This window comes from Marinobacter sp. GH_1 (assembly GCF_048595985.1).
Classification (GTDB): Bacteria; Pseudomonadota; Gammaproteobacteria; order Pseudomonadales; family Oleiphilaceae; genus Marinobacter; species Marinobacter shengliensis.
This window is the reverse complement of record NZ_CP184460.1, coordinates 2,620,066-2,635,351: the sequence shown is the minus strand read 5'-3', so window position 1 is coordinate 2,635,351 and position 15,286 is coordinate 2,620,066. Positions and strand designations below refer to the sequence as shown.

Annotated in this window: 12 protein-coding genes; 4 read left to right on the top strand and 8 right to left on the bottom strand. The window is 57.1% G+C overall.

Annotated elements, in window-relative coordinates:
* Nucleotides 1–105: 105 nt before the first annotated feature.
* From ACNSOI_RS12035 to ACNSOI_RS12000, 8 genes are all read right to left on the bottom strand, one after another.
* Nucleotides 106–786, bottom strand: a complete 681-nt coding sequence (locus tag ACNSOI_RS12035; protein WP_286250463.1) for a sensor histidine kinase — start codon at nt 784–786, stop codon at nt 106–108.
* Nucleotides 783–2,426, bottom strand: coding sequence for a response regulator (locus ACNSOI_RS12030; RefSeq protein WP_420194115.1), 1,644 nt, complete (start codon nt 2,424–2,426; stop codon nt 783–785). Before ACNSOI_RS12030 ends, ACNSOI_RS12035 begins: the two co-directional genes overlap by 4 nt.
* Complete coding sequence (locus ACNSOI_RS12025; protein WP_420194114.1) at nt 2,423–5,941, bottom strand: NahK/ErcS family hybrid sensor histidine kinase/response regulator; 3,519 nt, start codon at nt 5,939–5,941, stop codon at nt 2,423–2,425. The genes ACNSOI_RS12030 and ACNSOI_RS12025 overlap by 4 nt, the downstream gene beginning before the upstream one ends.
* A gap of 27 nt (nt 5,942–5,968) precedes the next feature.
* Nucleotides 5,969–6,475, bottom strand: a complete 507-nt coding sequence (locus tag ACNSOI_RS12020; protein ID WP_286250458.1) for a hypothetical protein — start codon at nt 6,473–6,475, stop codon at nt 5,969–5,971.
* Nucleotides 6,476–6,578: 103 nt separating this feature from the next.
* On the bottom strand, nt 6,579–8,348 hold the full coding sequence (locus ACNSOI_RS12015; RefSeq protein ID WP_106693663.1) for a sodium:solute symporter family protein: 1,770 nt from the start codon (nt 8,346–8,348) through the stop codon (nt 6,579–6,581).
* A gap of 6 nt (nt 8,349–8,354) precedes the next feature.
* A complete protein-coding gene (locus ACNSOI_RS12010; protein WP_058090360.1) occupies nt 8,355–8,618 on the bottom strand; it encodes a DUF4212 domain-containing protein in 264 nt (87 codons plus the stop codon).
* 210 nt (nt 8,619–8,828) lie between these two features.
* Complete coding sequence (locus tag ACNSOI_RS12005) at nt 8,829–9,536, bottom strand: PolC-type DNA polymerase III (RefSeq protein WP_420194113.1); 708 nt, start codon at nt 9,534–9,536, stop codon at nt 8,829–8,831.
* Nucleotides 9,537–9,550: 14 nt separating this feature from the next.
* Nucleotides 9,551–11,467 (bottom strand): putative nucleotidyltransferase substrate binding domain-containing protein, encoded by a 1,917-nt coding sequence (locus ACNSOI_RS12000; RefSeq protein WP_106693667.1) that lies wholly within the window; start codon nt 11,465–11,467, stop codon nt 9,551–9,553.
* A gap of 197 nt (nt 11,468–11,664) precedes the next feature.
* Here ACNSOI_RS12000 and smrA point away from each other — a divergent pair, with 197 nt between their 5' ends.
* The 4 genes from smrA to ACNSOI_RS11980 are packed head-to-tail and all read left to right on the top strand — an operon-like array spanning nt 11,665 to nt 15,224.
* On the top strand, nt 11,665–12,246 hold the full coding sequence (smrA, locus tag ACNSOI_RS11995; protein ID WP_061332649.1) for a DNA endonuclease SmrA: 582 nt from the start codon (nt 11,665–11,667) through the stop codon (nt 12,244–12,246).
* On the top strand, nt 12,233–12,496 hold the full coding sequence (locus ACNSOI_RS11990) for a hypothetical protein (protein ID WP_286250446.1): 264 nt from the start codon (nt 12,233–12,235) through the stop codon (nt 12,494–12,496). Before smrA ends, ACNSOI_RS11990 begins: the two co-directional genes overlap by 14 nt.
* A 39-nt stretch (nt 12,497–12,535) precedes the next feature.
* Nucleotides 12,536–13,024 (top strand): (2Fe-2S)-binding protein, encoded by a 489-nt coding sequence (locus ACNSOI_RS11985; RefSeq protein ID WP_420194112.1) that lies wholly within the window; start codon nt 12,536–12,538, stop codon nt 13,022–13,024.
* A gap of 1 nt (nt 13,025) precedes the next feature.
* Entirely contained in the window at nt 13,026–15,224 is a 2,199-nt protein-coding gene (locus tag ACNSOI_RS11980) for a xanthine dehydrogenase family protein molybdopterin-binding subunit (RefSeq protein WP_286250443.1), read from the top strand.
* The last annotated feature ends 62 nt before the right edge of the window (nt 15,225–15,286 follow it).

Genomic DNA, 15,286 nt, shown 5'->3' with positions numbered 1-15,286 from the left:
AGGATTGCTTGTCGCACTATAAGCGGAGTTCAAAAAATATACAGGGGAGAGGGCGCCAGAGAGTCAGTTTTGCGACGCTCATTTGATTTTTCCAGGAAGGCACGATCAGGGCAGCCAGATTTCAAACACCCCTCCACCATATTTCCCACCGTTGTGCAGCGTTATTGAACCGGTGCGGTCGCCGTCTGTATGCAGCTTGGCCACGGAAGACGCGAAGAAAAGACCAAGGCTTGTGCTGCCGCTGTTGAAGTCGAGGGATTTGAAGCTGAGCGTTCCGGTATGTTGCATGCTCTCCGGATAGCCTGTGCCGTCATCTTCCACACCAAGCACCAGATAGCCATCCTGTTCCCGGGCGGTCAGGCGGATTCTGGTTTTGGTATAACGGATGGCGTTATTGATGGTGTTGTTGAGCACCCCGGTAAGCAGATCGTCATCAAAGAAACCATTGATGTCATCGGCTTCGATGGCGTAATCGATGCCCAGGCCATCAAGCAGGGGGACGTGTCGTGCCATATGCTCGGAGAGAAAATCCGGTACAAAGTGTTCATCAATGTGGGCTGACAGATTGTTCTCACCCAGCCGATAGATGCCCAGCAGCTGAACAAGGTCATTGTGCATGCGCTCGGCCTCGTACTGCAGCATATTGAACTTGCTGGAGCCGGACAGTGACTCTTCATGTTCGGTACGGAGTTCATCAAGGGTGTTCAGCAGCATGCCCAGGGAGTTTTTCATGTCATGCACGGCTGAAGCCAGTACCATTGAAAAGTCGATGTTGTGGTCAGTCATGCAGTCAGTCCTTTCAGTTTTCTGGCCAGTGCGCTGTAACGGCGGTGCTGTCTGTGTTGTTCAGGCAGTCCTTCGAGCCGCCTGAGGCATTCCTGGCAGGTAGTGAGCAGGCTATGATCGTCAGGAGCCTGATCATACTTTCGCAGTAACACCTGAATCAGGTTGAGATTCAGAGCGGCATGATCCGGAACGATCGCCAAGGCTCGGTTGAAAGCCTCGACCGCGCCGTCCAGATCGCCGGATTCGAATGCTTTGATTCCATCCCGGTTGTATCCCCGGGCTTCTATTTTCTGGCGGAAGCCAACGGGTTCATCGAGAAGGTTTTCAATTTTCTGCAGAGTTTCCGGGTTGTCTCCGTAACGAGCCGCCAGATCCGATAGCAACGACTTGGCGTCTTCATCATGCCCCAACCTGAACAGGGTCTTGGCATAGTCGAGGCCCAGATCTGCTGGGATGTCTTCCAGTGTTTCCAATTCTGCCCGTAAGTCGCCCAGCAGTTTTTCTGCAGATTTCTGGTTGCCCTGTCCGGCGTGAACACGGCATTGCACAATACGACTTTTCAGGCCAATGCTGTCGTCGTCGGCGAAACGCTTTTCCATCTTCGATAGCACATTCAAGGCTTCTGCCGCATGTTCCGCACCTTCGGCTTCCGGGTGTCCTTCGCTAAGGTCGGAGAGGCTTTGAGCCAGCGACAGGTAGTGATCAGAGTTATCGTGAATCGAATAGGTTCCCAGTGTCACCGTCTGCCGCCAGGCCTGTGAGGCGGTGTCTATGTCCTGGTTGGTACTGGCCAGTAGCGCCAGGTGCTTCTGGCGTAGCAGGGCGTTTGGTGAGTGTTCTGCGGCTTTTTCCAGGATCTGCTGGGCTTGTACTGCTTTGCCCTGCTTTTCCAGCCCTTCGGCCAACAGGTCGTAGGCTTCCATGTAATCGGGGTGTTTGGCGATCAGTGCTTTCAAACCTTCCACAGAGTCGTCAAAGTTTCTGTTACCCAACAATACCTTGCAACGGCCCAGTCGGGCCCAGGAAAGCTCCCGCTGCGCAAGTACCTCGTCATACACTTTCAGGGCGTGTGACAGATCGCCGACGATGAAATAGAGTTCGCCCAGGGTTTTCATTAGCCAGGTTTTGTACCTTGGTTGTTTGGGCAGTAGCTGTAGGCACTGTGAAATGGCCTCAGGGTAGTTCTCCCGATCCATTTCACGGGTAATCGGTAGCAAGGCACTACGTTGCTGAACCAGAGCGCCAAGGCGCTTCTCCAGCATGGCGCGGTTCAACGGCTTGGTCAGGTAAGCATCCGGTTGGTATTCACGGGCGCCCATGACCATCTCTTTGGACGTTTCGGCGGTCACCATCAAGAACAGGGAGGAGCGGCTCAGAAGCTTTTTGTGCCGGAGCTCCTCAAGAATATGCTGGCCGTTCTTGCCTTCCCCCAGGTTGTAATCACACAGGACAACATCTACGTGGTTGTAGGTGCAGTACTGGATTGCCGGGGTGGCGTGAGCCACCAGCTCGATCTTGTCTGCGCCACAGCTTCTGAGCATCTGGCGCATCGATAGACGGAAGTTCTCGAAATCATCAACCACCAGGAAGTTGAGTTTTCCAAAGGGGTTGATCGCGTCTTTCCTGTCGGTCTGGTTCATGCGCGCTTCTGTTTAAGTAGTTTGTTGACGAGCGCTCTCAGTGCCGCCGGTTTAACCGGCTTGTAGAGAACCTGATAGCCGCGGTTTCCAGCGTCTTCGCGTACCTCTGGCGCCATATAACCGGTAATCAGAATGCCCGGTATGCCATGGCCAAGTTTGTCTCTGATGCTGTCCATAGCATCCAGCCCATTGCGGTTATCATCAAGCTGATAATCGGCAAGTATAATATCCGGTAAGCGGTCTGCCAGTTTTTCCAGGGCATCTTCAAGGCTTTCGGCCGCAGTCACATCACACTGCCAGTTACCCAGTAACGCGACCATACCCTGAAGTATGGCCGGATCGTTATCGATACACAGAACATGCAAGCCTCCCAGACTGGATACCCGCCTTGTGCTGGCGCCGGGCTTGTTGTATTCGGCGCGGCTCAGGTCTGGCGGTGCAAGTGGTACGGTGATACCGAAAACGCTCCCTTTGCCCTGAACTGAGTGTACGGTGACCGGGTGGTTCAGCATGCCGCTGATGCGGTCCACAATGGCCAGGCCAAGACCCAGCCCCTTCTTGTCACGGCCATGCTGGAAGCGCCGGAACTCCTCGAAAATATGGGTGAGCTGGTCTTCGGACATTCCTGGGCCGGTGTCCCAGACCTCAATGCGCAGGTAGCCTTTGAGTCGACGGCAGCCCATCAGTATCTTGCCACTGGCCGTGTAGCGAATGGCGTTGGACAGGAAGTTCTGGACTACCCGGCGTAGCAACTTGACGTCTGATCGTACCCAGGCGCTGCTGGGAACAACATGCAGGTCCAGCTCCTGATCTTTGGCGATAGCAGAGAATTCCGTTGCCAGGTGGCGGAGCAGTTCGTTGACCGGGAACACGCCGATATCCGGCTCCAGTGCCCCGGCGTCCAGCTTGGAGATATCGAGCAAGGTGCTGATGATCTCTTCAGCCGCGCCAAGTGAGCTGTCGATGTGCTCAACCAGTTCACGGGTATCACCTTCAATAACCTTGCCTGACAGGGCGGAGGTGAATAGCCGTGCCGCATTCAATGGTTGAAGCAGGTCGTGGCTGGCCGAGGCAAGAAACCGGGTCTTGCTCTGGTTGGCCTGTTCCGCGACTGATTTTGCTTTCAGCATCTGCTCGTTGATCACCTGCAGTTCCTGAGTACGTTCCCGTACCCGTTGCTCCAGGTAGATGTTGGTCTCCTTCAGGGCCTGCTCGGTGCGACGCATGGCTGTAATGTCCTGGAACGTGGTGACATAGCCACCCCCGGGGATGGGACTACCATCCACCCGGACAACGGTGCCATCCGGGCGCTGACGTTCGTAAGACATGGGTTTGCCTTCGCGCATGCTGTTGCAGCGGTTATCGATGATGTCATCTATGCGTCTCGCTGACAGGTTGGCGTTAGTCAGGTTGTAACGCATCAGGTCTTCAACCGGCCGGCCAACCCGGACGAATCCTTTCGGGTAATTGAACAGCTCCAGGTAGCGGTGGTTCCAAACCACCAACTGCTGTTGATGATTGACCACCGATACACCCAGGCTGATGTTCTCGATTGCGGATTGCAGCAGCTCGCGGCTGAAGGTCATGGCCTGCGACGCTTCATCTACAATGCTGACCACATCCTCGATCTGCATATCCCGCCCGGTCAGGGTGGACTCCAGGACGACACGGGCGGTAGACGCACCAATAACCGAGGCCAGTTGGCGCTCGATGTATTTCATCAGGTGGGTAGAGGCGGGCCGGTGCGGGTACAGCCTGATGGCGTTGCGGCGCTCGTAATTGCGGAAGACGCTCTCGGAGCGTTCCTCACCCATGAATCGATCGGTCAGGGCCTGGAGATCGGAGGTCAGAACTTCGCCCTGCCAGCTCTGATGTTGTGCGCTTTCCGGTTTTGGCTGGGCTTCATGGAAGAAGGCGGCAATCTGGATTCGTTCGCGGATGCGCTGCCGGGTTACCAGTGACAGCAGGATGTAGGTGCCGGTGTTAATGCCGAGGCTCCAGATAATGCCATGGCTGATCTGGTCCAGCTCAGAGCCGAACAGGGCTGTCGGGCGGGTCCAGTTCAGGCCAAACAGCCCCTGTTCGATCAGCGTGTCGGCAATCCAGCCGGTGGACACCAGGGCTGGCAACAGCAGGGTGTAGCACCACATCAGGAAGCCAAGACCGAGGCCCCAGGCGGCCCCGGTAAAATTCCCGCGCCGCCAGATGATGCCGCCCACCAGGGCTGGCCCAAACTGGGCGGCGGCGGCAAAGGACAGCAGGCCGAAAGCGGTGAGGCTGTAATCGGCGCCCGCCATCCGGTAAAAACCGTAAGCGGTAAACAGCACGACAAAGATGGCCACCCGGCGAATGGTGAGCAGAAGGAAGCTCAGGTCTGTCCTGCGGTTCATGCCGGGCCGGAAAAAACGCAACAGCCCGGGCATGATGATTTCGTTGCTGACCATGGTGGCAATGGCCACAGAACAGACAATAACCATAGCCGCTGCGGCTGAGCCGCCGCCGAGGAAGGCTAGCACGGCCAGCCACTGCTCACCCGCTACGATGGGCAGTTGCAGGATGATAATGTCGGGATCACCGCCGGCGAGATCGGAGTTCAGTAGTCCGGCAGCTGCAATGGGCAGAACAAAGGCGCTGGCAATGACCAGGTAAATCGGCATGGCCCACCGCGCTGTCTCAAAGTCACGGTGATCAGCATTTTCCACAACCATGACGTGAAACTGGCGGGGAAGGCAGACAATCGCCAGCATGGCGACCAGGGTTTGAGTGAGGAACGCAGGTGTCTCGAGGGAACTGGTGGTCAGGGTGCCCACCAGGTCGGCCTGTTTCACCCGGCTGAACAGGTCGCCAAAACCATTATAAAGGCCGTAACCAACAAACAGGCCAACGGCGATGAAGGCCACCAGTTTGATCAGTGATTCAAAGGCGACCGCCTGGATCATGCCTCGATGATGCTCGGTTGATTCAAGGTGTCGGGTGCCGAATAACACGGTAAAGACGGCCAGGGCCAGGGTGATGTACCAGGCGGAGTCATTCCAGGCAGCCGTGCTCAGTTCCTGGTAGCCGATTCCCCCCTCGGTCAGTACGTTAAAGCCCAGCGCAATGGCTTTGAGTTGCAGGGCGATATAAGGAACGCTGCCAATCAGGGCAAAGATGGCCACCATGGCCGCCAGCACCTGGGACTTGCCGTAACGGGAGGCAATAAAGTCGGCAATGGAGGTGCTGTTGTTGCGTTTACTGATGTAAATAATGCGCCGCAAGAGCGGTGCAAAGAACAGGAATACCAGTAGCGGCCCCAGGTAGATGGGAAGAAAGGCAAAGCCTTCCTGGGTGGCTCGCCCAACGGCACCGTAGAATGTCCAGGAGGTAAAGTAGACGGCCAGTGATAGAGCGTAGATGTGGGTTCGCGCCAGCCTGCGTCGATACAATCCCGGGTGTCGGTCACCCGCCCAGGCAATGACGAACAACAGGGAAATGTAGCTAATGGATATAACTATCAGCAGCCAGGCGCTAATCATGCTTTGTTGTTATCCGGTTATCCGATGTCAGTTACCGCACACGGTTCTGTATAGAGGATCGTTTGCGGTCAGCAACTTCATATTGTCCACCCGTGGCACGCCATCTGAACCAAGGGGAACCAGCTCCCGGCTCTGGCAATGGATCAGGTGAGCCCGGTGTGATACGGCGTCTGTCACGGTTTGCTCAAATCGGTAGAGGGTGAAGCGAACAATATCGTTGTCGCTGGTGTCCCGGCGGAAATCACTCGTGTCGACGGTGGAGAAGGCGGTGACATAGGGAAATACGAAGGTCCAGGGACGGAAGAAAATCTTCTCCTGCTCAGTCGCCACGACAACCGCTTCTTCAGGGAGTAATGATCGCTTGTGGTCATACCAAGAATATTCGCCATAAACAAGGTAGCCGAGCATGCCGGCACCTGCAAACACTGGAATGATCCATCGGGGTGCACGCTTTGCGGTGGCGGCGCGGATGCCCATGGCGATGCCTGCAGCCCCGAGACCGCAAACAATAGTGGCAACAAAAGTCCAGAACATAGGATTGGATTCCTTAACTCAAAAAAGAACGGGCTCCCTCAGTGAGGAAGCCCGTTCGGTCTCAACCCGTCATTAGTTTCAATGAATCAGGCTGTCTTTCAGCTTAGTGGTCTTGAGCGCTGCCGGCACCGCGTGGGTAACGGACGCTTTCAACCAGCTCCTGGATTTCAACAGGCGGCTCGGCAGTCACTTTGGATACCCCGAAGGCTACCGCAAAGTTGACCAGAGCACCAACCGCACCGATGGACAGCGGGGAGATACCCAGCACCCAGAACTCGGCGGTATCCGGCAGGTTGTTGGTGCCCGGAATGAAGAACCAGCCCTTGTAGATGAAGATGTAGACCAGTGTGAAGATCAGACCGGACAACATGCCCAGGGTTGCGCCTATGTTGTTCACACGCTTGGAGAAAATACCCATCATCAGCGCGGGGAACAGGGAGGCCGCAGCGATACCAAAGGCCAGAGCGACCACCTGTGCCGCGAACCCGGGCGGGTTGGCGCCTAGCCAGGTGGCGACGACGATGGCAACGGCCATGGAGATCCGTGCCGCCAACAGTTCGCCCTTATCGGTGATGTTGGGGTTGATTCGGCCTTTGATCAGGTCGTGACTCACCGCCGAAGAAATAGCCAGCAACAGACCTGCCGCCGTTGACAGAGCCGCAGCCAGACCACCGGCAGCAATCAGACCAATAACCCAGCCGGGCAGGTTGGCGATTTCCGGGTTGGCCAGTACCAGGATGTCGTTATTAACAGACAGCTCGTTGCCTTCCCAGCCGCGCTCTGCTGCGGTGGCTGCGAAATCGGCGTTGCCGTCGTTATACACCTGGATGCGGCCATCGTTGTTCTTATCCTCGAACTTGATCAGGCCAGTTTCTTCCCAGGTGGCAATCCAGGCAGGACGCGCATCATATTCGATGGGCTGGGCTGCAGTGCCTTCCGGGTAGATGGTGGTCATCAGGTTCAGACGAGCCATGGAAGCAACAGCCGGAGCAGTCAGGTAAAGCAGGGCGATGAAGACCAGGGCCCAGCCGCCGGACCAACGAGCGTCAGCTACCTTGGGAACGGTGAAGAAACGGATGATAACGTGGGGCAGGCCAGCCGTACCGATCATCAGGGACAGGGTAAACAGAACCATGTTCAGTTTATTGTCGATGTCCGCCGTGTATTCCCGGAAGCCAAGGTCGGTGACCACCATGTTCAGTTTTTCAAGCAATGGCAGGCCGGATTCAGTATGGGTTGAGAACATACCGAACATCGGGATCGGGTTGCCGGTCAGCTGCAGGGAAATGAACACCGCCGGAATGGTGTAGGCGATGATCAGAACGCAGTACTGGGCCACCTGGGTGTAGGTGATGCCTTTCATGCCGCCGAGCACGGCGTAGATAAAGACCACAACCGCAGCGATCATCAGGCCGTTGGTAGCCTCTACTTCCAGGAATCGGGAGAAGGCAACACCAGCACCGGCCATCTGGCCAATTACGTAGGTCACAGACGCGACGATCAAGCAGATTACCGCCACCAGACGTGCGTTTGGACTGTAATAGCGATCACCGATGAATTCGGGAACCGTGAACTTGCCGAACTTACGCAGGTAAGGAGCCAGCAGCATGGCCAGCAGAACGTAACCGCCGGTCCAGCCCATCAGGAACGTGGAGTTAGCATAACCACCGGCGGCGATCAGGCCCGCCATGGAAATGAAGGACGCGGCAGACATCCAGTCGGCACCGATCGCCATACCGTTGGTGACCGGGTGAACGCCGCCGCCGGCAACGTAGAAATCGCTGGTGCTGCCGGCTTTCGCCCACACAGCGATCAGGATATACAGGAGGAAGGAACCCCCGACGAAAAGCAGGTTGATTGCAAATTGGCTCATGGTGTCTTACTCCTCATGTACGCCGAATTGCTCGTCGATCTTGTTCATACGCCAGGCGTAGAAGAAGATCAGGGCAATGAAGGTAAGAATGGAGCCTTGCTGGGCGAACCAGAAACCGAGATCGGTGCCACCGACCGGAATGCCCGCCAGCATGGGACGTAACAGAATGGCGAAGCCATAAGACACCAGGGCCCAGATAATCAGGCTCCCGAATATCAGGCGCAAGTTCGCCTTCCAGTAGTTCTCAGCGTCGTAGCTATGACCTGACATACACATCACTCCTGTATTGTTGTTGTGGAGGTTGGGTGGATTACTTGTGGGGTGTTGCGGATAGAGAATTTATTATTCATGTAGTACTTCTCCGACTTGTTGTCTTCTCCGACTTTACTGGTCAATGGAATTATGGATATTGGCAAATGGTCTAACTCTCAGTAACTTGCCTTGTAATTGGTCAAGGACATCAGGCGCTGAAGCAGGTTGTCAGTAGCGGTGCATATTCTGTAAACGGCGCTGATAATGCAGCTTTTCAGCCAGTTCTTTCAGGTTCTTGACGCCATTTTTTTGCGCCCGGTTCAGGGCCATGAGTGTCAGTTCTGCGGTCACCAGGGCATCGGCAGCGGCGTGATGCCGTTCACTAACTTCGAGTTTGAAGAAGTCGGCCCAGTGGTCGAGGCTGCGCCCCTTGGTTTCTGCTTTTGGGAATATCGCCGGTAGTAGCTCGGCAACGTCCATCCAGACGTGGGGGATGGTGTAGCCAAGCTGGGCTTTCAGGGTTTTTTCCAGGAATTTCTGGTCGAATGCGGAGTGGTAGGCAAGGATTGGGTCGCCGTTCATCCACTCCAGCAGGTAGAGCAGGGCATCTTCGGTTTCGTGGCCCTGGGTCAGGGCCTCCGGCCCGATACCATGGATCAGCACGGTATCCCGGATATCGAGCTCCGGTCGGCGCAGGATCAGATCAAACTGATCATTCAGGTGAATGACCCCGCCCTCAATAGCCACAGCGCCGATGGCGATGACTTCATCTTTCGAGGCATTCAGTCCGGTGGTCTCAAGGTCCAGTACGATCAGGCGGCACCGGGTTAGCGGCTGGTCGCTCACCGTTTTCGGCGTGGGCAGGTTCTCAGGATCGTGATTGCCAACGGCGCCGCCCCTTCGCTGTGCCAGCCATTGCTTGATGTAGTCGAGCATGGTGTTTCCGGTACCTAGAGTTGGTAAGTGACTTCCAGCTTTTGCTGCAGCCTTTGAGCCTGGCGGAAAGACTCCCGCAGGATGCGTCGGTCGAGCGGGTTCAGGTCGTCCGGATCAATGTAGTTGGTCAGTTCCTCGCCCCTGTCCAGCATCTCCTGGTGGGCACGCATACGGATGGCCTGGATCAGGCTGTACGCCTCTTTCCACGCGTTTGCATCTTTGGCGTCGAAAACCCCCTTTCGGGACAGGGCGTCCATTCGCTCCAGCGTATTGGCAGCTTCCACCCCGTGGGCCAGGGCGAATACCCGGACGGATTCGACAAACGGCGCCAGGCCTTGTCGTTTCAGGTCCAGAGAATGCTTTTTCTCGTCATTCAGATAGCGAAAGTTCCTGAACATGGTGAGCGGTGGTTTGCGTTGCAGCGCATTGCCCGCCAGCATCTTCTGGAACAGGGCGTTCTTGCGAATCCTGTCCAGAACTTTCTCCAGCAATCGGTGTAATGGCTCCGTTGGCCCGAATACTGAGCGCATATCGAGGAAGATGGATGAGTACACCAGATTCTGGGGGGTGGAGGCGTCGATAAACCGAACGAACCAGTCATCCCACTCCCGATCACTCAGACACAGTTTCGGGTTGCTTGCCATGATGTTGCCTTTACACAGGGTAAAGCCACACTCGGCCAATTCATCATTCACCTTGCGTGCGAACGGCAGCAGTTTTTCCCTAACCTGGTCCTCGGTCATGCCCTCGGGCGTCTCGAACAGGATGCCGTTGTCCTGGTCGGTCAGCAGTGTTTGCTCCTGCCGGCCTTCGCTGCCAAAGGTCAGCCAGGTGAAAGGGATACCGGGATCGTTTTTCTTCAGGTTCAGTTCCAGTACCCGCCGAACGGTCACATCGTTGAGCGTGGTGATGATCTTGACCACCTGACCGGAGTCCGCGCCGTGGGCCAGCATGGAATCCACCAGGCGGGAAACGTCGGTGCGCAGGCTCACCAGCGTGCGCAGGTGGGTGGCCGTACCGATAGTCCGGGCCAGGTTCACCAGGTCCACGCGCTGGAGGGAGAACAGGTCCCGCTCGGAGACCACCCCGATCAGATGATTTTCCTCATCGACCACGCACAGATGTGCAAAGTGGTGCTCGGCCATCAACATGGCGGCTTCAAAGGCATCGGCTGTTGAGGGTAAACAGCAGGGATCTGCTGTCATGACCTGCCGGATAGGGGTGTCGAGGGGGCCTCGTTCCTCGGCAATCATGGTGCGCAAATCGCGCAGCGTGAAGATGCCCTTGGGGTGGCGGTTGTCATCCGTAATAATGATGCTGCCGACATTATTCTCATGCATGCGGGCCACCGCCTTGCGCACCGGCAGGTCAGGCGAGCAAACGATGGGATTGCGCAGGGCGTAACGTTCAAGCGGGGTATCCAGGCTATTGCTGGACCCGATCGAGGCCATCGCCTTGGACTGGATGCGCTGGTTGACCTGATCCAGCAGGCTGCTGACACCGCGCAGGCAGAAGTCCCGGAAGGGTTCGCTTTCGGAGAACAGGGTGATGAACGCTTTTTGTTCAATGCTCAGGCAGAAGGTGTCTCCGGAGGCCCGGTGCAGGGTACGGGTAGGGCGCTCGCCAATCAGGGCAGCCAGCGGAAAGCATTCGCCCTGGCTGATTTCGAAGGTGGTTTCTGCCCGATCCTCTTTTTCGTTGTGGCGTTCGCCCCGAATACGGCCTTGTTTAACGATGTAAAAGCGCTTTACTACGCCGTCATCCGGCGAGAGCACCACGTCTTCATCGGCGTAGAATCTCAGGGTGGCATGTTCAGCAAAATGGGCCAGGTGGGTGTCATCCATGCTGGAAAAAGGTGCATGTTCCCGCAGAAATGTCATGATGGCTCGGGTGTTCTGGGGGCGGGATGTGTCCTGGTTCGCTGCTGCCATATCGCAATCCGTCGTGGGTCGGAGTTGGTCGGCCTTCGCCGCTGTTCCGTAGTTATTGTTGTCCGCTTGCAGTGTAGTTCAGCGGAGCCATGTTATGCCCTACGATTTTGGTCGAAACGTGTCTCAGGGCTTTTCTTTATGGTAGCCCGGCACGGTGGTAGAGTTCTGACATTCGTCAATCCAGAAACAGATAGCTCATGACCAGTAAAGATGAACGCCTGGCGTTTCTTGAAGAGATGAAGGATGTCCGGCGTATTCGGAAACCCAATCGGGCCGAAGTGTCGACCCCCAGGGAGCTGACGCCCGGGCATCTGGAACGGCAGAAAGCGGCCGTTGAAAAGCCGGTTCGTGACCTGAACCCGCTGACTTCTGACATGGTTGAGCCGCTGACGGCCCATGACGTCCTTAGCTGGATGCGGCCCGGTATTCAGCATGGTGTGTTCCGCAAGCTCCGGCTGGGGCAGTACCCGATCGAGGCCAGGCTGGATCTGCACCGGATGACCGTTGAGGAAGCCCGCCGGGAGGTATTTGCGTTTATCAACGATTGTGTGCGCTACGGCTTGCGTTCAGTCATCATTTTGCACGGTAAGGGTGAGCGCAACCCCGATGGCATTGCCCAGTTGAAAAGCTACCTGGCGAAGTGGCTTCCGGAACTGGACAGCGTACTGGCCTTTCACTCGGCCCAGAAACACCATGGTGGAACTGGCGCGGTCTATGTCATGGTTCGCAAGAGCGACCGGGACAAACAGAATAATCGGGAATTGCATGGCCGCCGGTGATCAACGAATCACGGTACTGCATTTCAAACAGCTGATGAGGTTATTGATGATGAAAAAGGGTTCTCTGGTGGTGATTGTTATGGCCGGCCTGTTCACTCTGGCGGGTTGCAAAGACCGGGTGATCTGGGACGACAACGGCAAGGTGGAGAGTGCCACCAAAGATCGTGAAGTCTGGGATTCCAATGGCAGAATGAACACCGGTGATCGCAAGATCTGGGTAGACCAGGATGGCAAAGAAGTGATCAAGTGAACGAATTCGTCTTCCAGCAAATAATAAAAGGAAAGGCCCATGGCATTCAGCCTGACGATTAACGGCCAAAGGCACACAGTTGATGTTGATTCCGATACGCCTCTGTTGTGGGTGATTCGGGATGAAGTTGGGCTCAAGGGCACCAAGTTTGGTTGCGGTGCCGGCTTGTGCGGCGCTTGCACGGTTCATGTTAACGGTCAGCCAGCGCGCTCCTGTTCAACACCGGTGGCGTCGGTAGACGGCGCTTCCGTGACCACTATCGAAGGTTTGTCCGAAGATGGCCGGTTGCACCCGTTGCAACAGGCCTGGATTGATCAGGGCGTTCCCCAGTGCGGATACTGTCAGTCGGGCCAGATCATGACCGCAGCGCACCTTCTGAAGAACAATCCGTCGCCATCTCGTCAGGACATTGTGACCGCCATGACCGGAAACCTGTGCCGGTGCGGTACCTATTCCCGTATTGTCGCCGCCGTCGAGGCGGTTGCCGGTTCGGTTGGCCATTACCAGCCCGCCGGGGAGGACGCCTGACATGACCATGAATCGTCGTGATTTTCTGAAAGTCAGCACGGGTGCTTCAGGCAGCTTGATACTGGCGGTATCTATCCCGGGGTGCGCCTCTGTCCAGACCGGGTACCAGCCCGAGACCGGAGAGTGGAAGCCGGATATCTGGCTGGAATTGACCCGTGATGATGAAATCATCTTTACCCTGGCCCGGGTTGAGATGGGGCAGGGCACCTACACCGGTTTGACCACCCTGGTGGCTGAAGAACTGGATGTGGAGCCGAGCAGGATTAAAGTCAGGTTTGCCCCGGTGGCGCCGGAATACCGAAACCCCCTGTTTGGTTTGCAGCTGACCGGCGGCAGTACCAGCCTGGCCACAAGCTGGGAGCCGCTGAGGGTTGCCGGCGCGCAGGCCCGGCAGATGTTGGTGATGGCGGCTGCCCGGGTGTGGGAAGTAGACGCGGACCAGTGCACTACCCAGGATGGCCGGGTGGTGCATCCTAACGGACTTGATTCGTTACGTTACGGCCAATTGGTGAAGCTGGCGGACCGGGAAGTTATCCGGGGCAAGGTGCCCCTCAAACCCCGCGCCGAATGGAAATACATCGGCCGCAAAGGCGGCAAGCTGGATGCCCGTGCCAAGGCAACGGGTACCGCCGTCTACGGGATGGACGTTGAGCTTCCGGGCATGGTCTATGCGGTGATGACCCGAAGCCCCCGTTACGGCGGCAAGGCCAGCAGCTTCAACCGCGATGAAGTTCTCGGTATGCCAGGTGTAACCGATGCATTTATCACGGAACGCGGCGTTGCCCTGGTTGCCCAGCGCTACTGGCAGGCACGAAAGGCCCAGCAGAAATTGCGAGTAGAGTGGGATTTCTCCGACGCGTTGGACACCAATACGGAAGCTGTTTTTGAAAGTTACCGACAGGCAGCCAGCAAAGACCCCGGGGTCAAAGAGCGCAGTGAGGGAAATGTAGAAAAGGCAGCCGAGCGTGCAAAACAGGTGGTAGAGGCCGAGTACGAGCAGCCCTACCTGGCTCATGCCACCATGGAGCCGATGAACGCCACGGCCTGGTATCGCGACGGTGGAATGGATGTCTGGGCACCCACCCAGGCGCCAGACCTGGGGCGCATTGCCGCGGCTCGTCATACCGATCTGTCACCGGGCAAGATAAACATCCACACCACATTTCTTGGCGGCGGGTTTGGCCGTCGCCTCACCCAGGATTATATCGAAGAAGCTGCAGCGGTGGCTTACCAGCTGAAAGTTCCGGTCAAGCTGATCTGGTCCCGGGAAGAAGATACCCGCCACGGCTTCCTTCGCCCCGCCATGTTGCACAGGATGAAAGCCAGCCTGAACGACGGTGAGCTGGCCGGCTGGCACCACCAGATCGTTGGCCCGCAGGTTCTGGACTGGTACGTGCGCAATGCCGCACCCGCACAGTATCCCTGGGCGCCCAAGTTCCTCTACGACACCCTGGGGCGGGTAGGGCTGATGGCTGAGGGCATTGCCACACCGAAAGATATTTCGGCCATTGAAGGGGCCATTGAATACCCCTACCAGGTGCAGAACGTCAGCGTTCGTCATACCCACACCGATCCCGGTGTGCCCATCACCTGGTGGCGTTCGGTGGGTTATTCCCACAACGGGTTTGCGGTGGAAACCTTCATGGATGAGCTGGCCCACGAATCCGGTGAAGATCCGTTGCAGTTCCGCCTGAAAATGCTGGATGCCGAGCCGCGCCATCGCGAGGTGCTAGAGCGCGCAGCCCGGCTGGCGGATTGGGGCCAGCCAGCGCCGGAAGGTCGCGCCCGGGGGCTCGCCTTGTTCAAGAGCTTTGGTACCTATGTGGCCCAAGTGGTTGAAGCCGGAATCGAGAACGGTGAAATACGGGTGTACAAGGTGATCTGCAGCGTGGATTGCGGCCAGGTGGTTAATCCCAGGATTGTTGAAGACCAGATCGAGGGTGGCATCCTGTTTGGCCTGACCGCCGCGCTCTACGGCGAGATCAGCTTCGACAACGGCGAGATCCGGCAGAGCAATTTCCACGACTACCGCCTGATGCAGATGCACCAGACGCCCGAAGTGGTGGTGGATATTGTTGACAGTGAGGCAGACCCGACCGGTGTGGGTGAGCCGGGCGTGCCCCCGGTGATTCCCGCCCTAGGCAATGCCCTGTTTGCGCTGACCGGAAAGCGCCAGCGCCGCCTGCCGTTGACGGCTTGAGCCAAAGCGGTTTTCGGGGAGCGATGGCCGTCCTATAATGGCGGCCATCGCTTGCCCGGCAG

Coding starts and splice junctions, on each gene's coding strand:
- ACNSOI_RS12035 (WP_286250463.1), bottom strand. CDS start 786: ATGACTGACCACAACATCGACTTTTCAATGGTACTGGCTTCAGCCGTG.
- ACNSOI_RS12030 (WP_420194115.1), bottom strand. CDS start 2,426: ATGAACCAGACCGACAGGAAAGACGCGATCAACCCCTTTGGAAAACTC.
- ACNSOI_RS12025 (WP_420194114.1), bottom strand. CDS start 5,941: ATGATTAGCGCCTGGCTGCTGATAGTTATATCCATTAGCTACATTTCC.
- ACNSOI_RS12020 (WP_286250458.1), bottom strand. CDS start 6,475: ATGTTCTGGACTTTTGTTGCCACTATTGTTTGCGGTCTCGGGGCTGCA.
- ACNSOI_RS12015 (WP_106693663.1), bottom strand. CDS start 8,348: ATGAGCCAATTTGCAATCAACCTGCTTTTCGTCGGGGGTTCCTTCCTC.
- ACNSOI_RS12010 (WP_058090360.1), bottom strand. CDS start 8,618: ATGTCAGGTCATAGCTACGACGCTGAGAACTACTGGAAGGCGAACTTG.
- ACNSOI_RS12005 (WP_420194113.1), bottom strand. CDS start 9,536: ATGCTCGACTACATCAAGCAATGGCTGGCACAGCGAAGGGGCGGCGCC.
- ACNSOI_RS12000 (WP_106693667.1), bottom strand. CDS start 11,467: ATGGCAGCAGCGAACCAGGACACATCCCGCCCCCAGAACACCCGAGCC.
- smrA (WP_061332649.1), top strand. CDS start 11,665: ATGACCAGTAAAGATGAACGCCTGGCGTTTCTTGAAGAGATGAAGGAT.
- ACNSOI_RS11990 (WP_286250446.1), top strand. CDS start 12,233: ATGGCCGCCGGTGATCAACGAATCACGGTACTGCATTTCAAACAGCTG.
- ACNSOI_RS11985 (WP_420194112.1), top strand. CDS start 12,536: ATGGCATTCAGCCTGACGATTAACGGCCAAAGGCACACAGTTGATGTT.
- ACNSOI_RS11980 (WP_286250443.1), top strand. CDS start 13,026: ATGACCATGAATCGTCGTGATTTTCTGAAAGTCAGCACGGGTGCTTCA.